Source organism: Pseudomonas fluorescens NCIMB 11764 (assembly GCF_000293885.2).
In the GTDB taxonomy this organism is placed as follows: Bacteria; Pseudomonadota; Gammaproteobacteria; order Pseudomonadales; family Pseudomonadaceae; genus Aquipseudomonas; species Aquipseudomonas fluorescens_B.
In genome coordinates this window covers 6,728,198-6,749,610 of sequence record NZ_CP010945.1, presented here as the reverse complement: position 1 = coordinate 6,749,610, position 21,413 = coordinate 6,728,198, and the positions used below count along the sequence as shown (strand labels likewise).

Genomic DNA, 21,413 nt, shown 5'->3' with positions numbered 1-21,413 from the left:
CCGACGTGCCGGCGAAGGCGACGGAACAGTCATGAAGTATCTGACACGCCGTCTTCGTCGGAACACCGCCCGGAGCCAGCCTTGAGCATCAGGTCCGTCAGTGGCTTAGCCCGTACTTCTTCACTTTGTCGAACAGGGTGGTTTTGGCCATGCCCAGTTCCAGGCTGGCCTGAGTCAGGTTGCCGCCGCTGCGTTGCAAGGCGTCGCTGAGCAGGTTGCGTTCGAAGGCTTCCACCGCTTCGGCAAAGGCCAGGCCCTGATTGCTGCCGCTGGTACCGGTTTTCTTGAAGGCCGGCAGGCCGAGGGCAAAACGCTCGGCGACGTTGCGCAGTTCGCGCACGTTGCCCGGCCAGTCGTGGCTCATCAGGTTTGACAGGGTCTGGTTGTCCAGCTCCGGCACCGCGCGGTCGAAGCGCAAGGACGACTGCTGCAGGAAGTGTTCGAACAGTTGCAGGATGTCTTCGCGGCGTTCGCGCAGCGGCGGCAGTTCCAGGGTCACCACATTCAGGCGGTAATACAGGTCGCTGCGGAATTCGCCGGCCTTGCTCGACTCGTCGAGGTCGGATTTGGTCGCCGCGATCACCCGGCAATCCACCGCCACACTCTGGTTCGAGCCGAGGCGTTCGAGGGTACGTTCCTGCAACACCCGCAGCAGTTTGATCTGCAACGGCAGCGGCATGCTTTCCACTTCATCGAGGAACAGCGTACCGCCGTCGGCGTGTTCGATCTTGCCGATCCGCCGCTTGCCGGCGCCGGTGAAGGCGTTGGCTTCGTGGCCGAAGATTTCACTTTCGAACAGGTTCTCCGGCAGTCCACCGCAGTTCAGCGCGACGAACTGCTTGGTGTGACGCCGACTGAAGTCGTGCAGGCAGCGTGCGACAAGTTCCTTGCCGGTGCCGGTTTCGCCTTCGATCAGCACGTTGGCCGAAGTGTCGGCGACGTTGGCGATCAACTCCCGCAGGTTCTGCATCGCTGGCGAGCGGCCGATGATCCGGCCTTCCAGGGAATCCCGTTCCGCCAGTTGCCGACGCAGCGAAGACACTTCCCGCGCCAGGCTGCGTTGTTCCAGCGCACGACGTGCGACATCCACCAGCCGTTCCGGGGAGAAGGGTTTCTCCATGAAATCATAGGCGCCTTTCTGCATTGCGCCGACGGCCATGGAGATGTCGCCGTGGCCGGTAATCAGCACCACCGGCAGGCTGCGATCGCGAGCCTTGAGCCGGGTCAGGAGTTCGAGGCCGTCGATGCCGGGCAGGCGAATATCGCTGATGACGATGCCGGCAAAATTGTCGCCGACCCGCTCCAGCGCTTCTTCGGCACTGCCCACGCCGACGCAGGGAATGTCTTCCAGGGTCAGCGCCTGTTGGCAGCCGAGCAGCACATGGGGGTCGTCTTCGACGATCAGCACACTAAGGTCGTTGTTCATATTGGCTCGGCAGGAGTAGGGCTTACCAACGGTAAACTGAGGACGAAGGTGGTACCACCGCTGGCCGGGTGCTCGACACCCAAATGTCCGCCCGTCGCGGCGGCCAGGCTGGCGGAAAGGGTCAGGCCTAGGCCCAGACCCTGCTCACCGGGTTTGGTGGTGAAGAACGGTTCGAACAGGTGCTTGCGCGCTTCGGCGTCGATGCCATGACCGTTGTCGCGGACCCGCAGGCGATATTTGCCATCGAACTCTTCGCCTTCAAGCCACAGCTCCGGTTGGGGCTGCGACTGCATGGCATCGAGGGCGTTGCCGATCAGGTTGACCAGAATCTGCTCCAGGCGGGTCTGGTCAATCTGCACCTGTACGTCGGCGAATTCTCGATGCAATTGCAGCGGGACACTTTCCACGCGTCCGCCGAGCAGTTGCAGCGCGGCGTCCATTGCTTTGCCGAGGCAGGCCTGGCCCTTGTCGTCGCCGCGCCGGGCAAAGGAGCGCAGGCTGGCGGTGATCCGGCCCATGCGATCGATCAGTTCGTTGATGGTCTTGAGGTTGGTGCTGGCCACATCCAGTTGCCCGCGCTCGAGAAAGCGCACGGTGTTGCCGGACAGGGTGCGTAGCGCCGCCAGCGGTTGATTCAATTCGTGGGCGATGCTGGTGGACATCTGGCCGATGGCGGCGAGTTTTCCGGCCTGCACCAGTTCATCCTGGGCGCGCCGCAATGTCTCTTCGGCCTGACGGCGTTCGCGGATCTGACCCTTGAGTCGCTCGTTGCTGGCGCGCAGATCGGTGGTGCGTTCGGTAATCCGACGCTCCAGTTGATTGTTGGCTTCCTGCAAGGCTTCCCGGGCGGCGAGGCGGGTGGCGATCACCTTGCGCCGCTCGTTCCAGGCAATCAGCAGGAACGCCACCAGGGCAAACGCCACGGCCACCAGAATCCCCTGATTGATCGCTTCGCGACGCAAATCCTGCAGCGGCGTGAGCAGGGTGAAATTCCACGGGGTGTCGCTCAAGGGGCGGGTTTGCGAGAGGTAACTGATGTCCTCTTCGTCGGACTCCACTTCGCTGTTGGCCGGGAAGGTCAGTTTTTCCTCGCCTTCGGCCAGTTTTTCCCGGGCCAGCGGTTGCAGTTCGTTCAGTGGAAACCAGTAGTACTGAAGACTGCGGGCGAGTTTCTCCTTGGTCTCGTCGCTCAGTGGCACGACTGATTTCAGCCGGCGCGCCGGATCGCTGGAGAGAATGATGATGCCGTTTTCGTCGCTGACAAAGGCTTCGAGGCGCGCGCGCTGCCAGCGTTCTTCCATGGCTTCGAGGCGGACTTTGACCACCGCGACACCGATGATCTTGCCGTGTTCTTCCAGGCCATGGGCCAGGTAATAACCGGGTTCGCCGTTGGTGCTGCCGATGCCATAGAAACGGCCGGGCTGGCCGCGCACGGCGTTCTGGAAGTAGGCGCGGAAGGACAGGTCTTCACCGAGGTAACTGTCGACGTCGCGCCAGTTGCTGGTGGCCATGACACGACCGGTGGTGTCCATCACGTAGATGGCCCGACTGCGGCTGCGCCGGTTCAGGCCTTCGAGGTATTCATTGACCGTTTGCCGGTGTTCCGGAGACGGGTCGGCCAACAGCTTCGAGACGCTGGATTCGAGTTCCAGCAAGCTGGGCAGGTAGGTGTATTTGCTGATCTCGCTCTCGACGGCGCGGGCGTGCAGTTCGAGCTGACGCTGGCCGTTCTCGCTGAGGCTGCGGATTCCGTAGTGCTCACTGACCCAGAAGCCGAGAAAACCCAATCCGATCATCAGAGCGATGACCAGCGGCGGCAGGAACAGATGGCGGATCAGACGGGGTTTCACGGCGAGTGATGGCTTTGCTGCGCGATAGAGAGTGGGGTCGCATTTCATCACAGATGCCTTGGGTCAACCAGCTTGGCAACGGGCTTGCTCTGGTTTCCAGTCGAACGCGGAACCTGTGGCGAGGGAGCTTGCTCCCGCTCGACTGCGAAGCAGTCGTAAAACCGGTAAATGCGGTGTGTCAGATACATGCATTTGCCGGGTTTGGGGCCGCTTCGCGACCCAGCGGGAGCAAGCTCCCTCGCCACAAGAGCAATCCTGCCCTCCTGAGAGAGCAGTACCGTTTTAGTGCTGCAGAATCTTGGCGAGGAAATGCTGGGTACGCTCGGCACGGTGGCTGATGTCGCCGAAGAACTCCTCTTTCTTGCAGTCTTCGATGATTTTGCCGGCGTCCATGAAGATCACCCGGTCCGCCACTTTACGGGCGAAGCCCATTTCGTGGGTCACGCACATCATGGTCATGCCTTCATGGGCCAGTTGCACCATCACGTCGAGTACTTCATTGACCATTTCAGGGTCGAGCGCCGAGGTCGGTTCGTCAAACAGCATGACGATCGGGTCCATCGCCAGTGCACGGGCAATCGCCACACGCTGTTGCTGACCACCGGAGAGCTGACCCGGATGCTTGTGAGCGTGGGCCGAGAGACCCACGCGCTCGAGCAATTGCAGACCTTTCTTGGTGGCCTCTTCCTTGCTGCGGCCCAACACCTTGATCTGCGCGATGGTCAGGTTTTCGGTGATGGTCAGGTGCGGGAACAGCTCGAAATGCTGGAACACCATGCCCACGCGAGAACGCAGTTTCGGCAGGTTGGTCTTCGGGTCGGCGATGGACGTGCCGTCGACGACGATGTCGCCTTTCTGGAACGGTTCCAGCGCGTTGACGCATTTGATCAAGGTGGATTTGCCGGAACCGGACGGGCCGCAAACCACGATCACTTCGCCTTTTTTGACCTCGGTGCTGCAGTCAGTCAGTACCTGGAAGTCGCCATACCACTTGTTGACATTCTTGATAGAGATCATACGGCAAACCTTTTTTGCAGACGCTTGACCAGCAGCGAGGCGGCAAAGCTGATTGTGAAGTACACGAGACCTGCGAAGATCAGGAACTCATTCGAGCGGCCGATGATGTCGCCACTGGCACGCGAGGCATTGAGGAAGTCCACCAGACCGACCGCATACACCAGTGAGGTGTCTTGAAACAGAATGATGCTCTGTTGCAGCAGCAGCGGGGTCATCTTGCGGAACGCTTGCGGCAGGATGATCAGACGCATCATCTGGCCGTACGTCATGCCCAGGGCTTGGGCAGCGCCCATCTGGCCTTTGGGAATCGACTGCACGCCGGCGCGGACGATTTCGCAGAAGTACGCCGCTTCGAACATCATGAAGGCCACGATGCATGAAGCGAACGCGCCGATCGGCGTGTCTTCGCCAGTGATCCAGCGCAGCACGAACGGCACCGCCAGGTAGAACCAGGTGATGACCAGCAGGAGCGGGATCGAACGGAAGTAGTTAACGTAGGCGCCGGCAATGTTCGACAGCAGTTTGCTGTGGGACAGGCGCATCAGCGCGAGGACCGTGCCGAGGATGATCCCGCCGATAACGCCCAGCGCCATCAGTTGCAGGGTCATCACCATGCCGTTCCACAGTCCTGGCAGGGACGGGATGATGCCCGAGAAGTCGAATTCCATCATTTACCCCCTACAGAGATCAGGCCCGGTACGGCGACTTTCTTCTCGACCAGGCGCATCAGCAGCATCAGGCCCATGTTCAGGGTGAAGTAGATCAGCGTTGCCAGGGTGAAGGCTTCGAACAGGTTCGCGGAAAACTCGGCGGTCTGTTTGGTCTGTGCGAGCAACTCCATCAGACCGATCAGCGAGGCGACGGAGGTGTTCTTGAACACGTTCAAGAATTCCGAGGTGAGCGGCGGAATGATGATCCGGTAAGCCTGGGGCAGCAGCACGTTCCAGTAGATCTGTGGCAGCTTGAAGCCCATGGCGCGAGCAGCGGCTTCCTGGCCTTTCGGCAACGCCTGAATGCCTGTGCGTACTTGTTCGCAAACGCGAGCCGTGGTGAACAGGCCCAGGCAGACAACAACGCTGAGGAACGCCGAGGTGGTCGGGTTCAGGTCCTGTTTGTACCAGTCCTGCAGGTTTTGTGGCAGCAGGTCGGGCACCAGGAAGTACCAGATGAATAGCTGCACCAGCAGCGGCACGTTACGAAACAGTTCGACGTAGCAGGTTGCGATGCCCGACACGATGCGATTCGGTACGGTGCGCATGACGCCCAGGATCGAGCCCAGCGTCAGGGCGATGATCCAGGCCACGATGGCGATGGCGATGGTCCAGCCCAGGCCGGTGAGGTACCAGTCGAAATAAATTTCGCTGCCCACGCCGGTAGACTTGAAGAACACGCCCCAGTCCCAGTTGTAATTCATTAGGGTCTCCCCTCGGATTCGATCGATGTACTAGTGCCCGCCTGGGGAAGCTCCGTTCCCGCCCGACTTGAGAGTCAGGCACACGCGATCGGCTCGACAGCCGCCTGTTCGAGTGTTTCCAGAAATGCCAGCAGGGAGTGACAACCTCCTGAAAGAGTAGTAGCCCTCTCAGGAGGTAAGGTTAGTCAGAAATCAGGATTTCTTGTCGTCAGCCGCTTTATCGGTCGGATTGGCGATCAGGGCCTTGAGCTCGTCGCTCATCGGGAACATCAGGTTCAGGCCTTTAGGCGGGATTGGCTGCATGAACCATTTTTCGTAGATCTTGTTGATCTCGCCGGATTTGTAGGTCGCCACAATGGCGTCGTCTACAGCCTTCTTGAACGGCTCGTCGCCCTTGCGGACCATGCAGCCGTAGATTTCGTAGGATTGTGCAGTGCCCGTCACAGCCCAGTCAGTCGGCTTCTTGGCCTTGGCCATTTCACCGGCCAGCAGTGCGTCGTCCATCATGAACGCAACGGCACGACCCGATTCCAGCATCTGGAAGGATTCGCCGTGGTCCTTGGCGGAGATGACATTCATGCCCATCTGCTTGTCGGCGTTCATCGATTTCAGAATACGCTCGGACGTGGTGCCCGCTGTGGTCACTACGTTCTTGCCTTTCAGATCGGCGAAGTCTTTGTACGGCGAATCCTTCTTGGCCAGCAGCTTGGTGCCGATTTCGAAGATGCCGACGGAGAAGTCAACTTGCTGCTGACGCTCGACGTTGTTGGTGGTGGAACCGCATTCCAGGTCCACGGTGCCGTTCTGCACCAGCGGAATACGGGTTTGCGAGGTCACCAGGTTGTATTTGACCTGAAGGTTAGGCAGGTCCAGGTCTTTCTTGATCGCTTCAACAATTTTCAGCTGGATATCGTGGGAGTAGCCAACCGGTTTGCCGGAAGCGTCCGCGATATAGGAAAACGGAATGGAAGCGTCACGATGCCCGAGGGTGATGGTGCCGGACTCTTTGATCTTCTTCAGTGTGCCGGTGAGTTCGGCAGCGAAAACTGGAGTGGTAATCAGAGCGGCAGCAATGGCTGCGCCCAGGATATGGGGAACGATGCGCATCAAATTTTCCTCGACATTGTTTTTTTTATGGAGCCAGTTCATCGGCCCTTTTGTGCTTCGAATGTCCGTCGGCTTCTAAGGACCGCGCAACAAGCATTCGTCCAAAAGTGTAGAGCATGACTCGTGCCAGGCCAGGTGGTTAAGATTAATTCATTGATTTATAACGATATTAAATATTCATGGCGTGTCATTTTGGGTTAGAGAATCCGGTTAACCGAATAGACCGACAAGTCGCGTTCGGAAAACCGAACGAAATCTTGTGCCTGCATATTCTCTGCGGGAGCGAGGGAGCGACATGAATGCAAAAAAGCCCCTGAATCGCGAGATTCAGGGGCTTTCGTTTAGCGCGGATGAGATCAGGCCGCTTCGATCTTGCTGCGGTTCTGCTCGACCTTGCTCAGATAATCCGCGAGCTTCTGTTGCTCATCCGGGGTGGTGAACAACCCTAGCTTGCTGCGGCGCCACAGAATGTCATGCGCCGTGGTCGCCCACTCTTCGCTGCACAGATAATCGATTTCGCGGGTGTAGAGACCGCCACCAATGTGTTCGCCCAGATCGCTGAGGCTCTGCACGCCTTCGAGCATGCGCCACGTGCGGCTGCCGTAGGTCGTGGCCCAGCGGCGGGATATTTCAGTCGGCACCCAGTCGAACTGGTCACGAATCCGTGAGCTCAGCGCCTGCGGGGTGGTCATGTCTTCGCCGCCCGGCAGGGTCGCGGTGGCGGTCCAGCTCGGCTTGATGTGGGTGAAGTACGGCGCCAGTTGTGCCAGCGCCGACTCGGCCAGTTTGCGGTAGGTGGTCAGCTTGCCACCGAACACCGACAGTAGCGGCGCTTCTTCGCCCGTGCCCGACAAGGCCAGGGTGTAATCGCGGGTGACGGCCGACGGGTTGTCGGATTCGTCATTGCACAGCGGACGAACACCGGAATAGCTGTGCAGGATGTCGTCGCGGCTGATCTGCTTTTTGAAGTGAGCGTTGACCACTTTCAACAGGTAATCGGTTTCACCTTCGGTGATTGCGACCTTCGCCGGATCGCCGGTGTATTCGCGGTCGGTGGTGCCGATCAGGGTGAAGTGGTTCAGGTACGGGATGGTGAACACGATGCGCTGATCTTCGTTTTGCAGAATATGCGCGTGTTCGCCTTCGTACAGCTTCGGCACGATCAGGTGGCTGCCCTGGATGAGGCGGATGCCATAGGGCGATTCCATTTTCAGGTCGTCACGAATGAACTTGGCGACCCACGGGCCTGCCGCATTCACCAGCGCCTTGGCGCGGATCGAAAACAGGCTGCCGTCGGCGCGCTCCAGGTGCAAATGCCACAAGCCTTTGGTGCGACGAGCGCTGACACAGCGGGTCTGAGTGTGAACGTGGGCGCCGTTTTCGCGGGCGGCCATGGCGTTCAAGACCACCAGGCGAGCATCGTCGACCCAGCAATCGGAATACTCGAAGCCTTTGGTGATTTCGCTTTTCAGCGGGCTGTCCGGGCCGAACTTCAGGCTTTTCGAACCTTCCAGTTTTTCCCGTTTGCCCAGGTTGTCATAAAGGAACAGACCGGCGCGGATCATCCACGCCGGACGCAGGTGCGGACGGTGCGGCAGCACGAAACGCATTTGCTTGACGATGTGTGGCGCCTTGGCCAACAACACTTCGCGCTCCGCGAGGGCTTCACGCACCAGGCGGAATTCGTAATGTTCGAGGTAGCGCAGGCCACCGTGGATCAGTTTGCTGCTGGCCGACGAGGTGTGGCTGGCAAGATCATCCTTTTCGCAAAGGAACACCGAAAGACCGCGGCCGGCGGCATCCGCTGCGATCCCCACGCCATTGATCCCGCCACCGATGACGGCAATGTCGTAGACCTCAGCGAGAGGGGGCGTAGGCAAGGTAGAAGTGGGCATCGGCTGGCCTCGGGCTTTTATGATTTTCGGTATTGGATTTCGAACATAAATGTTCATTTGCGAAAATGGTAGCCCATAAAGACGCACACAGCCAGTCAACTTCGATTGAAAATACTGATCGACGGGCCGTCAAAGGAAAATTTCCGAACATTAATGATGCTGTTGGAGGCTTTTGTGGCGAGGGGCTTGCTCCCGCTGGGCTGCGAAGCAGCCTGAACCGGCGAACGCGGTTTTTCAGGAGGAGCATGTTGTCTGAACTGCGCCTGCTACGCAGCCGAACGGGAGCAAGCTCCCTCGCCACAGGGGAGCGTGGAGTTTTCGAAAGGGGTTAAACCACTTCGAGTCGAATCTTGTGCTGACTCAACAGCTGCGCCAACGCCGGCACAGGCTGCTGATCCGTCACCAGGCAATCGATCAAACTGATCGGCCCCAGGCGAACCATGGCGTTGCGCCCGAACTTGCTGGAGTCCGCCGCCAGAATCACCTGCCGGGCATTGGCAATGATCGCTTGCGACACCCGTACTTCCTGGTAGTCGAAGTCCAGCAGGCTGCCGTCTTCATCGATACCGCTGATGCCGACCAAGGCAAAATCGACCTTGAACTGGTTAATGAAGTCGACACTCGCCTGACCGACCACACCCCCGTCACGCCGCACATTGCCACCGGTCAGCAGGACATCGAAGTCGTCCTTGGCGCTGAGCATCGAGGCCACGTGCAGGTTATTGGTGATGATCTTCAGGTGATTGTGGTTGAGCAGCGCCCGGGCAATCGATTCGGTCGTGGTGCCGATGTTGATGAACAGCGAGGCGTGATCGGGGATCTGGGCGGCAATGGCTTCGCCGATACGCTGCTTTTCATCGCGCATCTGATCGGCGCGCATGGCGTAGGCGGTGTTTTCGACACTGGAATCGTAGGCCGCGCCGCCATGGTAGCGACGCAACAAATTGGCTTCCGCGAGCTGATTGATGTCGCGGCGGATGGTTTGCGGTGTAACGACGAACAGCGTGGCCATTTCCTCGATGCTGACATAGCCGCGTTCGCGAACCAGTTCGAGGATTTGCTGCTGACGGGGAGGCAGATTCATGGGGCTTCCTTTGGGCTGCCGTGCAAAATTTGCCCATGATGCCGCAGGAATCTGCTCCCTACCAGTTACATACAGATACGAGTACTTACGTTGGCTTATTCAGCGCCTTCATGAGGTTCCCAATCACGCGTGCGGCTGACCGCTTTTTTCCAGCCGGCGTAGAGTTTTTCCTTCGCGGTTTCGTCCAGCGTCGGTTCGAATTCGCGCTCGATCACCGCCTTGCCGCGCAGCTCTTCCAGGCTGCCCCAGAAACCACACGCCAGACCGGCGAGGTAAGCGGCGCCCAGCGCGGTGGTTTCGCGCATTTGCGGACGCTCGACCCGGGTGCCGAGGATGTCGGCCTGGAACTGCATCAGGAAATTGTTCGCCACCGCGCCGCCATCCACGCGCAGGGCTTTCAGGCGCTCGCCGGAATCCTGTTGCATGGCGTCGAGCACGTCGCGGGTCTGGTAGGCGATCGACTCGAGCGCTGCGCGAATGATGTGATCCACGCGTACACCGCGGGTCAGTCCGAACAGTGCGCCACGGGCATACGGGTCCCAATACGGTGCGCCCAGACCGGTGAAGGCCGGTACCAGGTACACGCCATTGCTGTCCTTGACCTTGTTGGCGAAGTATTCGGTGTCGTGGGCGTCATTGATGATTTTCAATTCATCACGCAGCCACTGAACGGTTGAGCCACCGTTGAAGACAGCGCCTTCCAGTGCGTAGGCCACTTCGCCACGCGGACCGCAGGCGATAGTGGTCAGCATGCCGTGCTTGGATTTCACGGCTTTGTCGCCAGTGTTCATCAGCAGGAAGCAACCGGTGCCGTAGGTGTTTTTCGCCTGGCCTGGCTCAACGCACATCTGGCCGAAGAGGGCGGCCTGCTGGTCGCCCGCGATACCGCCGATGGCGATGCCGCTTTTGGTGTGGCCGTAGATTTCCGACGAGGACTTAACTTCCGGCAGCATTTCGCGCGGAATATCCAGCACCTCCAGCATCTTCGCATCCCACTCCAGGGTGTGGATGTTGAAGAGCATGGTGCGTGAGGCGTTGGTGTAGTCGGTGACGTGCACTTTGCCGCCGGTAAATTTCCAGATCAGCCAGCTGTCGACGGTGCCGAACAGCAACTCGCCCTTGCGCGCACGTTCACGGCTGCCTTCGACGTTGTCGAGGATCCACTTGAGTTTGGTGCCGGAGAAGTACGGGTCGGTGACCAGACCGGTGGTTTCGCTGATGTATTGCTCGTGGCCGTCACGCTTGAGTTGCTGGCAGATCTCGGTGCTGCGCCGGCACTGCCAGACGATCGCGTTGTAGATCGGGCGGCCGGTGGTCTTGTCCCAGACCACGGTGGTTTCACGCTGGTTGGTGATACCGATCGCCGCGACCTGGTCGTGATGCAGGCCGGCTTGCGCCAGGGCCTCGACCATCACGGCGCTTTGGGTGGCGAAGATTTCCATCGGGTCGTGTTCGACCCAACCGGCTTGCGGATAATGCTGGGCGAATTCGCGCTGGGCCGTGCAAACCACGTTCGCGTCGCGGTCGAAAATGATCGCGCGGGAACTGGTCGTACCCTGATCGAGGGCAATGATGTAGTTCTTATTCTGAATGTCGGTCATGTCGATTGCCTTGGACGAAATAAGGGAGTGAGGTCAGGCGCGGGACCAAATGGGCAGAGTCGCGCGCCTACGGTATCAAGAAGTTCTTGGTTTGCCGTCAATGGCCGGTGTTGCGTCCTTTGTAGCAGGTATGGCGCTGGGCAGATGACGGGCAATCAGCCCGCGATACGCGGCAGCACCGAGGCAGGCACCGACAATCGGTGCAAAAATCGGAATCAGGAAGTACGGGATATCGCGTCCACCGGTGAAGGAAATTTCACCCCAGCCCGCAAAGAAAGTCATCAGTTTCGGTCCGAAGTCACGCGCCGGGTTCATCGCAAAGCCGGTCAGCGGCCCCATCGAGCTGCCAATCACCGCAATCAGCAGGCCGATCAGCAGTGGCGCCATGGGCCCGTTAGGCAGGCCGTTGTTGTCGTCGGTCAGGGACATGATCACGCCCATCAGGACGGCGGTGATGATCACTTCAACCAGGAAGGCCTGGGCCGTGGACAGGGCTGGGTTGGGGAACGTGGAGAACACCGACGCCAGTTCGAGGCTGGCTTGAGTGCCACGAACCATATGGTGGGTTTGTTCGTAATCGAAGAAAAGATTGCTGTACAGCGTGTAAACCAACAACGCGCCACAGAACGCGCCAGCCACCTGGGCAAGAATGTAAAACGGCAGTTTGCGTTTTTCGAAGTCGGCGAAAATGCTCAGCGCGATGCTGACGGCAGGGTTGAGGTGAGCCCCGGAAACCCCGGCGGTCAAGTAGATCGCCATGCTGACGCCGACGCCCCAGATGATGCTGATTTCCCACAAGCCAAAGCTGGCACCCGCGACCTTGAGGGCGGCAACGCAACCGGTACCAAAAAAGATCAGCAGTGCAGTACCCAGAAACTCGGCCATGCATTGGCTGGAGAGCGACGGTTGTTGTAAAGCAGTTGTCATCGAAAACCTCTTTGTTTTTGTTGTCTGGCGCTTTTTTCGTCATGGCCAAAGCGCGATTTTCACCGAGGCAGGATCCCCATCCTGTTCCCGGCTTACTGCTGGTTGCTGCGTTTTCACGTTGTACGGTATTCAGATTCGAAAAAATATAGACAAGAAACACTGCTGTCAAAGGTCGAAAGTGAACTACCGGTCACATTGAAACTATTAGTCACATGAATGATCGTTTTGTTTGGCGGGCGAGGCGATCTCTGACGAACGGTAAAAACCAGCGCCAGGCTGTGGAAACGCTGCCGTGATAGAGCCTTTTATGCAGCAATGTCCTAGAATCCAGCGCAGTATTTTTTCTCTGCCGCCCAGTCTGGAGCTGTCATGACCCCCGCATTGGATTTGTTGAAAAAAGTTCGTGCCGAACATCGCGTGCACAGTTATGAACATGATCCGAAGGCAGCATCCTATGGGCTGGAGGCCGCGGAGAAACTGGGCCTGGACCCGGCGCAAGTGTTCAAGACATTGCTGGCGGCCAGCGAGAAAGGGGAATTACTGGTGGCTGTGGTGCCGGTCGTCGGAAGTCTCGACTTGAAGGGCCTGGCGCATGCGGCTGGGGTGAAAAAAGTCGAAATGGCCGATCCGGCCGCGGCGCAACGTTCGACGGGTTATCTGTTGGGTGGCATCAGCCCGCTGGGGCAGAAAAAGCGCTTGCGCACGTTTATCGACAATTCGGCCCAGCCCTTCGCCAGCATTTTTGTCAGTGCCGGTCGGCGCGGTCTGGAAGTGGAACTGGCCCCCGCAGTACTGGCCGAACACACGCAGGCCAAGTTCGCCGATATCGGCCGCGCCTGAATCAGGGAGAAGGTTATGCAGCTTGAGTTTCATCAGGTCGATGCGTTCAGTGATCGGCCGTTCAGTGGCAACCCGGCGATGGTCTATCGGCTCGATGCCTGGCTCGCCGACGAGTTGATGCAGAAGATCGCGGCCGAGCACAACCTCGCTGAAACTGCTTTTGTGGTGCGTGAAGGGCTGGGCTGGCACATCCGCTGGTTCACTCCCACCACCGAGGTGCCTTTGTGTGGGCATGCCACCCTGGCCAGCGCTTACGTGTTGTTCGAGATCTATAAAGAACCGGTCGAACGCTTGGACTTCATTTGTAAATCCGGCCCGTTGAGCGTAAGTCGTGAGGGCGGTCGCTTCTGGCTGGATTTCCCGGCAATCGTGCCGTCTGAAGTGGGCGTGACACTGGATGTCGAACGCGCCTTGGGCGTCGAAGTGGTCGATGTGTTGGGTTCGAATGAATTGTTCGTGGTGCTGGAGTCGGAGCAGGCGGTGCTCGATTGTCAGCCAGACATGGTGGCTTTGGCCAAACTGCCGTGGCCGGGTGCCATCGTCACCGCCAAGGGCAGCAAGCATGATTTTGTGTCTCGGTACTTCGCACCGGCGATCGGCATCAATGAAGACCCGGTGACCGGTTCCACCCATTGCAGCCTGATTCCGTACTGGTCGAAACGTTTGGGCAAGTCGAGTCTGACAGCGTTTCAGTGTTCGAAACGCGGCGGGGAGTTGTTCTGTCGGTTAGAAGGGGATCGGGTCAAGATCGGCGGGAATGCGACGCTGGTGGCGAGCGGAACGCTGATGTTGGGTTAGGAAGCAAAAAATCGCAGCCTTCGGCAGCTCCTACATGGAACGCGTGTTTCTGCAGGAGCCGCCGAAGGCTGCGATCTTTTGATCTTTTGATCTTTCGTCAGCTGGCAGTGCTGTAGCGACGGACGCCGGAGTCTACCGCCGGAATCTGCGCCGCCGTGCTACCGGACGCCTGGAACAACACCAGATGTTCGGCCGCCACGCGAATGCCAACTTCTGCACCGACCAGATGATCAGCATGGCTCGGGAAAATCGACTCCAGCTGCGCGCCTGTTGGCAACTGCAACCGATACAACGTCGACGCACCCTGGAACGACTTGCCGATAATCCGCGCCTTCAAGGCGCTGTCCGGTGCATAAACGATATCGTCCGGACGTAGCAGCACATCCACCGCGCCACCAATCGGCCAAGTGTAAGCCCGATTGCCGCGTAACTCACCCAGCTCGGTCTGCACCGATTCCGGACTGCTCAACTGACCGCGAATGAAGTAACCCTGACCAATGAAACTGGCCACATAGGGCGTCAGCGGTTCGTGATACAGGTTGTAGGGCGTGTCCCACTGTTCCAGGCGACCTTCCTTGAAGACCCCCACATGATCGCTCACCGCGAAGGCTTCTTCCTGGTCGTGGGTCACCAGAATTGCGCTGGTGCCACGGGCCTTGAGGATGTCGCGCACCTCGTGGCTGAGCTTGCGCCGCAGTTCACCGTCGAGATTAGAAAACGGTTCGTCGAGCAGGAGCAACTGCGGCTCGGGCGCCAGGGCGCGGGCCAAAGCGACACGCTGTTGCTGGCCACCCGATAGCTCGTGCGGGAAGCGCTTGCCGAGGTTTTTCAGGTTGACCAGTTCCAGCAGTTCTTCGATAACGCGATCCTTCTGCGGGTGCTTGCGGATCCCGAACCCGATGTTCTCGGCCACGCTCAAATGTGGAAACAGGGCGTAATCCTGGAACACCATGCCGATCCGGCGTTTCTCCGGGGCGAGGGTGAAGCCGGCGCTGGAGATTGTCTCGCCTGCCAGGGTGATTTCACCTTCATGAACCGGTTCGAAACCGGCAATCGCCCGCAGGGTGGTGGTTTTGCCGCAGCCTGAAGAGCCGAGCAGGCAACCGATGTCGCCGGCATTCAAATGCAGGTTGAGGTTCTGCACAACGCGCTGGTCTTGATAGCCGCAAGCGAGATTGCGCAGATTAAGCAGTAATGGCTGGCTCATGCGTGGTGATACGCCGGTTCGACGAGAAACTCGAGCAGGGCCTTTTGTGCGTGGAGACGGTTTTCCGCTTGATCCCAGGCGACGGATCGCGGGTCATCGAGCAGGTCGAGGCTGATCTCTTCGCCACGGTGGGCGGGCAGGCAATGCATGAACAGCACATCCTCGGCGGCCAGATCCAGCAGCGCGCGATTGACCTGGAACGGCGAGAACAGCTTCAGGCGCTTGGCGGTTTCTTCTTCCTGGCCCATGGAGGTCCAGACGTCGGTGCTCACCAGGTGGGCGCCACGCACGGCATCCTTCGGGTCGCGAACGATGGTCACCCGATCGCCGGCCTTGGCCACGAATTCGGGGTTGGGTTCATAGCCTTCAGGGCATGCGATGCGCAGCTGGAAGTCGAACTGGATCGCCGCTTCTATATAGCTGTTGCACATGTTGTTGCCATCTCCGATCCAGGCTACGGTTTTGCCCTGGATCGAGCCGCGATGCTCGAGGAAGGTTTGCATGTCGGCCAGTAACTGGCACGGGTGCAAATCGTCGGACAGGCCGTTGATCAGCGGGACGCGCGAGTTGGCGGCGAATTCGGTCAGTGTGCTGTGGGAAAATGTACGGATCATCACCGCATCGAGCATGCTCGACATGACAATGGCGGCATCGCCGATCGGCTCGCCGCGACCCAGTTGGGTGTCGCGCGGCGACAGGAAGATGGCCTGGCCGCCGAGCTGGATCATGCCGGCTTCGAACGAGATACGGGTGCGGGTCGAGGATTTCTCGAAAATCATCCCGAGTACGCGGTTTTTCAGAGGCTCGAACAGTACGCCGCGGTTACGCAGGTCTTTGAGCTCAACGCCTCGACGGATCACGCTGACCAGCTCTTCGGGCGTGCAATCCATCAGGGAGAGAAAGTGCCTTGCGCTCATCATTGACTACCTTTTTGCAACAGACCGCAGATACTCAAAGCCTTGTTTAATTGAAAAACGGGCGAGACCTGCGGCGTAAGCCGCACGGGGCGACGAAATAGGGAAGGCGCGATCTTGACATTAAATGTCGCGTTTTTCCAATAGGCTACGGTGTTTAGGGGATTTCAGAGGGGCTACGGGGTGACCGCAGTAGCGCATTTGAAGCCGGTTTCCTGACAGCAGCCCGTCATTTGTACACTGGGCTTGCGGGGCTTTGCAATCAAGCGGGGCGGGCATGGTTTACTGATGGTCGGTTTCCGGTACGGTATACAGGGTGTCAGATGGCAATGTGCCTCGTCTGAAACACTTGCTAATGCAATGTGCTGGGTTATAACTAAGTCACGAATGACGCAGGAAGCCTTCGGAATGGAATCGAAAGAACAGCAACTCATGGAACTGCTCGGCCTCACGGCCCGCTCACTGACGCATCTCACGGCCTCCATGACCTCGATGTCCTTCGAGCTTTTGCGAAGCAACGACGAAGTGACCAAGGCCGCTGGACGGCGGATGATCGATCGCATGGCCACCATCAGTGCAGGTCTCGACGAGCACTGGCGACTGATCGGCGAACTCACCGGGGTGCATGTCGCCCACGAGCAGATCGAAACCGTTCAGGAGATCCAGCTGCAGGCGCCGGCGAGGCTGCTGCCCAAGTGATCCCTGTCGGCCATCGGCTGGCCTGATGGTCGCCGATTCACAAGATGAACGTCGCTGGCGCAGCGGCGGAGTGCAGGCCATAGTTTTGATCCCGCGGCCGATATTGCCCGCCCAGAACAAAACAGAGACTGGCCATGACCAAGACTCTCCATCACCGTGCCTGCCACCTGTGTGAAGCCATCTGCGGCCTGACCATCGAGACCACCGAGGTCGATGGCGATCTCCGGATCACCTCGATCAAGGGCGACGCCCAGGATACGTTCAGTCGCGGGCATATCTGCCCCAAGGCTGTCGCCCTGCAAGATATCCAGAACGATCCGGACCGCTTGCGTCAGCCGATGCTGCGGGTCGGCAGCGAATGGCAACCTGTCGAGTGGGAAGACGCCTTCAACCTGGTCGCCGAACGCCTGGCCGGGATTCAGGCGCGGCACGGGCAGAACGCGGTGGCGGTGTACCAAGGCAACCCCAGCGTGCACAACTACGGGCTGATGACCCACAGCAATTACTTCCTCGGCCTGCTGAAAACCCGCAACCGGTTTTCCGCGACGTCGGTCGATCAGTTGCCCCATCACCTGACCAGCCATTTGATGTACGGCCACGGTCTGCTGTTGCCGATCCCGGACATCGATCACACTGATTTCATGTTGATCCTCGGCGGTAACCCGCTGGCCTCCAACGGCAGCATCATGACCGTGCCGGACGTGGAAAAGCGCCTGAAGGCGATTCAGGCCCGGGGTGGCAAAGTGGTGGTGGTCGACCCGCGCCGCAGCGAAACGGCGGCGATGGCCGATCAGCATCTGTTCGTGCGTCCCGGTGGCGATGCGGCGCTGTTGTTCGGGCTGCTCAACACCTTGTTCGCCGAAGGCCTGACCCGCGGCAGCCATCTGCCGGTGGACGGTCTGGATGAAGTGCGCGCCGCCGTCGCGGGTTTCACTGCCGAGGCCATGAGCCCGCTGTGCGCTGTGCCGGCCGAGCAGATTCGCCAACTGGCGCGGGACTTCGCCGCGGCCCCGACAGCCGTCTGCTACGGCCGAATGGGTGTCTCGACCCAGGCGTTCGGGACGTTGTGCCATTGGGTGGTGCAACTGATCAATCTGGTCACCGGCAACCTCGACCGCGTGGGTGGCGCGTTGTGCACAGAACCCGCAGTGGACCTGGTAGCGTCCACCTCGGGCGGGCATTTCAACTTATGGCAGAGCCGCGTTTCCGGGCGTCCGGAATACGGCGGCGAGTTGCCGGTGTCGGCGCTGGCCGAAGAGATGCTCACCGAAGGGGAAGGGCAGGTCCGCGCACTGATCACCGTGGCCGGTAACCCGGTGCTGTCGACGCCTAATGGTCGACAGCTTGAACAGGCGCTGGACGGGTTGGAGTTCATGGTCAGTGTCGATCTCTACATCAACGAAACCACGCGCTATGCCGATCTGATCCTGCCGTCGACATCGGCCCTGGAAAACGATCACTACGACACCACCTTCAACATGTTCGCGGTGCGTAACGTCACCCGGTTCAACCGCGCGATCCTGGCCAGACCGGAAGGCGCACTGCACGACTGGGAAATTTTTGTCGGGCTGGCCAAGGCCTTTGCCGCGAAGACCGGCAAGGAACTTAAACCGACGATCCCGCCCGCACAGATGATTGATCGTGGTTTGCGCATGGGCTTGTATGGCGATGCCTCGGAGCACCGGTTGTCCCTGGCGACGTTGTTCGATCATCCGCATGGTGTTGATCTTGGAGCGTTGAAAACCAACCTGGCTCCGCGCCTTAAAACCCCTAACCAGCGCATCCAGGCAGCCCCCGCAGCCATCCTTGCCGACCTGGCTCGCTTCGCCGCGCTGCAAGCGCCGGCCGCCGATGAATTGCTGATGATTGGCCGTCGTCATGTACGCAGCAATAACTCGTGGATGCACAACTATCATCGACTGGTGAAGGGCAAGCCACGCCATCAATTGCTGATGCATCCGGACGACCTGGCCAGTCGCGGCCTCAGCGACGGGCAGCGGGTGCGGGTCAGTTCCCGGGTCGGCATGATCGAGGTGGAAGTGCTGGGCAGTCTGGATATGATGAAAGGCGTGGTCAGCCTGCCGCACGGTTGGGGTCATGCGCGGCCTGGCGTGCAGCTGACGATTGCCAGCAGCCAGCCAGGTTCCAGCGCCAATGACCTGACCGATGAATGTCTGCTCGACGAGTTGTCGGGTAATGCGGCGTTGAACGGTGTGCCGGTGACCGTGGCGGCGGCTTGATTGAGTCTGTCGGGGAGACCGAGCATGGCGCTCGGGTTTCCGTTACAATGCGCCACCGTGCCGACCCCTGAGTCGGAAAGTTCAGCCGAGGTGCTCCATGGATATCATCGAAACGATTAAAGAGCAGATTGCTAACAACACCATTCTGCTTTACATGAAAGGTTCGCCGAATGCCCCGCAGTGTGGCTTCTCTGCGAAAGCCGCGCAGGCCGTGATGGCATGTGGTGAAAAGTTTGCGTACGTGGACATCCTGCAGAACCCGGAAATCCGCGCCAACCTGCCAAAATACGCCAACTGGCCAACTTTCCCGCAACTGTGGGTTGGTGGTGAACTGGTCGGCGGTAGCGACATCATGACCGAGATGGCTGCAGACGGTTCGCTGCAAAGCACCATCAAGGCTGCTGTTGAAGCGGCTGCTGCCAACAAGTCCGAAGCCTGATTCACCTTGTAGGAGCCCGCTTGCTGCGGGCAGCTCCTGCACGATTCAGGTGAGCCGAAATTCCGGGCATGAAAAAGCCCCGCCTCTTTAAAAGAGAGCGGGGCTTTTTATTGTCTCGAGTTAGCGGGCGCTAATTATTCTTCGCCCATCTGCGATTGCAGATAATTCTCAAGACCGACTTTATCGATCAGGCCCAGTTGGGTTTCCAGCCAGTCGATATGTTCTTCTTCGGATTCGAGAATGTCTTCGAGCAGTTCACGGCTACCGAAATCGCCAACCGTTTCGCAATGAGCAATCGCAACTTTCAAGTCGGCGTGGCCGGTACGTTCGATGCGCAGGTCGCACTCAAGCATTTCCTGGGTGTGCTCGCCGATCTGCAGCTTGCCCAGGTCCTGCACGTTCGGCAGGCCTTCCAGGAACAGGATGCGCTTGATCAGCTTGTCCGCGTGTTTCATCTCGTCGATGGACTCGTGGTATTCGTGCTTGCCGAGCTTGTTCAGGCCCCAATCTTCATACATGCGCGCATGCAGAAAATACTGATTGATCGCGACCAGTTCATTGGCAAGGATCTTGTTGAGATGCTGGATGACTGTAATGTCGCCTTTCATGATGGGGTCCTGCCCTGTATTAGCTGTCTATAAAGCGGAGTCTGAGCCGCACAACTAAGAGTGTCAAACCTAAGTTATTGAAACTTATATGAAAATTAATCGGAATAAGAATGTTTGTGTTCCGCGTCTGACCCGTAACCAATTGATTTTCAGGCATAAAAAAACCGGACATGAAGTCCGGTTCTTTGGAATAGGGTATCTATGCGGCAGTAAATTCTACAGGGAAAGGAATTGCTGCCTGGGCTGTTTGCAATTTGGTCAGGGTTTCACGCACCACTTCCTTGGCAAGGCAGGCGCATTTGCCGCATTGGCTGGCTACGCCGGTAGCCTGGCGGACTTCCTTGTAGCTGCAGCATCCTTCATAGATCGCTTCGCGGATTTGTCCGTCGGTGACGCCAGTGCAGAGGCAGACATACATAAGCTAAGAACCGTCGCTGGTGGTGACTCAGTTGCGATGGATCTTAATGTTAACGAGAATGATTGTCAAAGTGGTTTCTGAAAGCTTTGCGTTATAAACGTGCGTGGCTGACGAACGGTTTTCCCCAGGGCAATCTGCCAGTAATCGCGAAGACAGCAATTTGAGGTGTTGACGAAAAACCGTTGAGGACAGCTCAAAAACGCAGTGTATGATGGCCGGTCCTTATGAAGCGGGTGGGTGTCACAGGGCTGTCGCCTGAGGGTGGCAGGCTGGCGCCAACCCGGAACTTCACGTTTTTACACCAGGAGATATTCAATGAGCGTACTCGTAGGCAAGCAAGCCCCTGACTTCACCGTACCGGCCGTACTCGGCAATGGCGAAATCGTCGACAGCTTCACCCTGTCGTCGGCCATCAAAGGCAAATACGGCCTGGTGTTCTTCTACCCACTGGACTTCACCTTCGTGTGCCCATCCGAGCTGATCGCTCTGGACAACCGCATGTCCGACTTCAAGGCACGCAATGTTGAAGTGATCGCCGTTTCGATCGACTCGCACTTCACTCACAACGCATGGCGCAACACCCCGGTGAACAATGGCGGTATCGGCCAGGTTCGCTACACCATGGCTGCCGACATGAAGCACGAAATTGCCAAGGCCTACGACGTTGAGTCCGAAGGCGGCGTGGCTTTCCGTGGCGCGTTCCTGATCGACGACAAAGGCGTTGTCCGCTCGCAGATCATCAACGACCTGCCGCTGGGCCGTAACATGGAAGAGCTGATCCGTCTGGTCGACGCTCTGCAATTCCACGAAGAGCACGGCGAAGTCTGCCCTGCCAACTGGAAAAAAGGCGACAAAGGCATGACCGCTTCGACCGAAGGCGTCGCAGCCTACCTGACCGAGAACGCTGCTGCCCTGTAAGGCGCGTTCGA

General features: G+C 58.8%; 20 protein-coding genes. 6 read left to right on the top strand and 14 right to left on the bottom strand.

Annotation, left to right across the window (positions count from 1 at the left end; all coding sequences use genetic code 11):
* Positions 1 to 97: 97 nt before the first annotated feature.
* The 10 genes from B723_RS30655 to B723_RS30610 all read right to left on the bottom strand — a co-directional run bounded on the left by B723_RS30655 (position 98) and on the right by B723_RS30610 (position 12,321).
* On the bottom strand, positions 98 to 1,426 hold the full coding sequence (locus B723_RS30655) for a sigma-54-dependent transcriptional regulator (protein WP_017340586.1): 1,329 nt from the start codon (positions 1,424 to 1,426) through the stop codon (positions 98 to 100).
* Positions 1,423 to 3,324, bottom strand: coding sequence for a sensor histidine kinase (locus B723_RS30650; protein WP_017340585.1), 1,902 nt, complete (start codon positions 3,322 to 3,324; stop codon positions 1,423 to 1,425). The genes B723_RS30655 and B723_RS30650 overlap by 4 nt, the downstream gene beginning before the upstream one ends.
* A 234-nt stretch (positions 3,325 to 3,558) precedes the next feature.
* On the bottom strand, positions 3,559 to 4,293 hold the full coding sequence (locus tag B723_RS30645; RefSeq protein ID WP_017340584.1) for an amino acid ABC transporter ATP-binding protein: 735 nt from the start codon (positions 4,291 to 4,293) through the stop codon (positions 3,559 to 3,561).
* Complete coding sequence (locus B723_RS30640; protein WP_017340583.1) at positions 4,290 to 4,961, bottom strand: amino acid ABC transporter permease; 672 nt, start codon at positions 4,959 to 4,961, stop codon at positions 4,290 to 4,292. The genes B723_RS30645 and B723_RS30640 overlap by 4 nt, the downstream gene beginning before the upstream one ends.
* Positions 4,961 to 5,707, bottom strand: a complete 747-nt coding sequence (locus tag B723_RS30635; protein WP_017340582.1) for an amino acid ABC transporter permease — start codon at positions 5,705 to 5,707, stop codon at positions 4,961 to 4,963. The genes B723_RS30640 and B723_RS30635 overlap by 1 nt, the downstream gene beginning before the upstream one ends.
* Positions 5,708 to 5,899: 192 nt before the next feature.
* Positions 5,900 to 6,814 carry a glutamate/aspartate ABC transporter substrate-binding protein gene (locus B723_RS30630; protein WP_031319096.1) on the bottom strand — a complete coding sequence of 305 codons (915 nt, stop codon included), beginning with the start codon at positions 6,812 to 6,814 and terminating at the stop codon, positions 5,900 to 5,902.
* Between the two features lie 356 nt (positions 6,815 to 7,170).
* Positions 7,171 to 8,709: a glycerol-3-phosphate dehydrogenase gene (gene glpD / locus B723_RS30625; RefSeq protein ID WP_017340580.1), complete on the bottom strand. Its 1,539-nt coding sequence runs from the start codon at positions 8,707 to 8,709 to the stop codon at positions 7,171 to 7,173.
* Between the two features lie 328 nt (positions 8,710 to 9,037).
* Complete coding sequence (locus tag B723_RS30620) at positions 9,038 to 9,793, bottom strand: DeoR/GlpR family transcriptional regulator (protein ID WP_017340579.1); 756 nt, start codon at positions 9,791 to 9,793, stop codon at positions 9,038 to 9,040.
* Positions 9,794 to 9,888: 95 nt separating this feature from the next.
* Entirely contained in the window at positions 9,889 to 11,394 is a 1,506-nt protein-coding gene (glpK, locus tag B723_RS30615) for a glycerol kinase GlpK (RefSeq protein ID WP_017340578.1), read from the bottom strand.
* Between the two features lie 75 nt (positions 11,395 to 11,469).
* Complete coding sequence (locus tag B723_RS30610; protein WP_017340577.1) at positions 11,470 to 12,321, bottom strand: MIP/aquaporin family protein; 852 nt, start codon at positions 12,319 to 12,321, stop codon at positions 11,470 to 11,472.
* A gap of 369 nt (positions 12,322 to 12,690) precedes the next feature.
* On the opposite strand from B723_RS30610, the gene ybaK reads away from it, so the two are divergent.
* Positions 12,691 to 13,161, top strand: a complete 471-nt coding sequence (ybaK, locus tag B723_RS30605; protein WP_007971306.1) for a Cys-tRNA(Pro) deacylase — start codon at positions 12,691 to 12,693, stop codon at positions 13,159 to 13,161.
* Positions 13,162 to 13,176: 15 nt separating this feature from the next.
* Positions 13,177 to 13,959: a PhzF family phenazine biosynthesis protein gene (locus B723_RS30600; protein ID WP_017340576.1), complete on the top strand. Its 783-nt coding sequence runs from the start codon at positions 13,177 to 13,179 to the stop codon at positions 13,957 to 13,959.
* Between the two features lie 97 nt (positions 13,960 to 14,056).
* On the opposite strand, the gene B723_RS30595 is transcribed toward B723_RS30600, so the two are convergent.
* A complete protein-coding gene (locus tag B723_RS30595; RefSeq protein WP_017340575.1) occupies positions 14,057 to 15,166 on the bottom strand; it encodes an ABC transporter ATP-binding protein in 1,110 nt (369 codons plus the stop codon).
* The gene (argF, locus tag B723_RS30590; RefSeq protein ID WP_031319095.1) at positions 15,163 to 16,083 is read right to left on the bottom strand and encodes an ornithine carbamoyltransferase; all 921 of its coding nucleotides are present in this window, start codon (positions 16,081 to 16,083) and stop codon (positions 15,163 to 15,165) included. Before argF ends, B723_RS30595 begins: the two co-directional genes overlap by 4 nt.
* Before the next feature lie 405 nt (positions 16,084 to 16,488).
* Between argF and B723_RS30585 the strand changes: the two genes are divergently transcribed.
* From B723_RS30585 to grxD, 3 genes are all read left to right on the top strand, one after another.
* Entirely contained in the window at positions 16,489 to 16,779 is a 291-nt protein-coding gene (locus B723_RS30585) for a hypothetical protein (RefSeq protein WP_017340573.1), read from the top strand.
* A gap of 134 nt (positions 16,780 to 16,913) precedes the next feature.
* Positions 16,914 to 19,019: a molybdopterin oxidoreductase family protein gene (locus B723_RS30580; RefSeq protein WP_017340572.1), complete on the top strand. Its 2,106-nt coding sequence runs from the start codon at positions 16,914 to 16,916 to the stop codon at positions 19,017 to 19,019.
* A gap of 97 nt (positions 19,020 to 19,116) precedes the next feature.
* On the top strand, positions 19,117 to 19,458 hold the full coding sequence (grxD, locus tag B723_RS30575) for a Grx4 family monothiol glutaredoxin (RefSeq protein ID WP_016773402.1): 342 nt from the start codon (positions 19,117 to 19,119) through the stop codon (positions 19,456 to 19,458).
* A 134-nt stretch (positions 19,459 to 19,592) separates the two neighbouring features.
* Here the strand turns inward: grxD and bfr are convergent, their stop codons facing one another.
* Both bfr and B723_RS32685 read right to left on the bottom strand, forming a co-directional pair.
* Entirely contained in the window at positions 19,593 to 20,066 is a 474-nt protein-coding gene (gene bfr, locus B723_RS30570) for a bacterioferritin (protein ID WP_017340571.1), read from the bottom strand.
* 199 nt (positions 20,067 to 20,265) lie between these two features.
* Positions 20,266 to 20,484: a bacterioferritin-associated ferredoxin gene (locus B723_RS32685; protein WP_008032160.1), complete on the bottom strand. Its 219-nt coding sequence runs from the start codon at positions 20,482 to 20,484 to the stop codon at positions 20,266 to 20,268.
* 315 nt (positions 20,485 to 20,799) lie between these two features.
* Here B723_RS32685 and B723_RS30560 point away from each other — a divergent pair, with 315 nt between their 5' ends.
* On the top strand, positions 20,800 to 21,402 hold the full coding sequence (locus B723_RS30560; RefSeq protein ID WP_017340570.1) for a peroxiredoxin: 603 nt from the start codon (positions 20,800 to 20,802) through the stop codon (positions 21,400 to 21,402).
* Positions 21,403 to 21,413 lie beyond the last annotated feature (11 nt).

Bases quoted from the DNA above. Each gene is read 5' to 3' on its own strand.
- B723_RS32685 (WP_008032160.1), bottom strand. From the start codon at position 20,484: ATGTATGTCTGCCTCTGCACTGGCGTCACCGACGGACAAATCCGCGAA.
- B723_RS30580 (WP_017340572.1), top strand. From the start codon at position 16,914: ATGACCAAGACTCTCCATCACCGTGCCTGCCACCTGTGTGAAGCCATC.
- bfr (WP_017340571.1), bottom strand. From the start codon at position 20,066: ATGAAAGGCGACATTACAGTCATCCAGCATCTCAACAAGATCCTTGCC.
- B723_RS30560 (WP_017340570.1), top strand. From the start codon at position 20,800: ATGAGCGTACTCGTAGGCAAGCAAGCCCCTGACTTCACCGTACCGGCC.
- grxD (WP_016773402.1), top strand. From the start codon at position 19,117: ATGGATATCATCGAAACGATTAAAGAGCAGATTGCTAACAACACCATT.
- B723_RS30655 (WP_017340586.1), bottom strand. From the start codon at position 1,426: ATGAACAACGACCTTAGTGTGCTGATCGTCGAAGACGACCCCCATGTG.
- argF (WP_031319095.1), bottom strand. From the start codon at position 16,083: ATGAGCGCAAGGCACTTTCTCTCCCTGATGGATTGCACGCCCGAAGAG.
- B723_RS30595 (WP_017340575.1), bottom strand. From the start codon at position 15,166: ATGAGCCAGCCATTACTGCTTAATCTGCGCAATCTCGCTTGCGGCTAT.
- B723_RS30630 (WP_031319096.1), bottom strand. From the start codon at position 6,814: ATGCGCATCGTTCCCCATATCCTGGGCGCAGCCATTGCTGCCGCTCTG.
- B723_RS30600 (WP_017340576.1), top strand. From the start codon at position 13,177: ATGCAGCTTGAGTTTCATCAGGTCGATGCGTTCAGTGATCGGCCGTTC.
- B723_RS30640 (WP_017340583.1), bottom strand. From the start codon at position 4,961: ATGGAATTCGACTTCTCGGGCATCATCCCGTCCCTGCCAGGACTGTGG.
- glpK (WP_017340578.1), bottom strand. From the start codon at position 11,394: ATGACCGACATTCAGAATAAGAACTACATCATTGCCCTCGATCAGGGT.
- B723_RS30645 (WP_017340584.1), bottom strand. From the start codon at position 4,293: ATGATCTCTATCAAGAATGTCAACAAGTGGTATGGCGACTTCCAGGTA.
- B723_RS30650 (WP_017340585.1), bottom strand. From the start codon at position 3,324: ATGAAATGCGACCCCACTCTCTATCGCGCAGCAAAGCCATCACTCGCC.
- B723_RS30585 (WP_017340573.1), top strand. From the start codon at position 16,489: ATGGAATCGAAAGAACAGCAACTCATGGAACTGCTCGGCCTCACGGCC.
- B723_RS30620 (WP_017340579.1), bottom strand. From the start codon at position 9,793: ATGAATCTGCCTCCCCGTCAGCAGCAAATCCTCGAACTGGTTCGCGAA.
- B723_RS30610 (WP_017340577.1), bottom strand. From the start codon at position 12,321: ATGACAACTGCTTTACAACAACCGTCGCTCTCCAGCCAATGCATGGCC.
- ybaK (WP_007971306.1), top strand. From the start codon at position 12,691: ATGACCCCCGCATTGGATTTGTTGAAAAAAGTTCGTGCCGAACATCGC.
- B723_RS30635 (WP_017340582.1), bottom strand. From the start codon at position 5,707: ATGAATTACAACTGGGACTGGGGCGTGTTCTTCAAGTCTACCGGCGTG.
- glpD (WP_017340580.1), bottom strand. From the start codon at position 8,709: ATGCCCACTTCTACCTTGCCTACGCCCCCTCTCGCTGAGGTCTACGAC.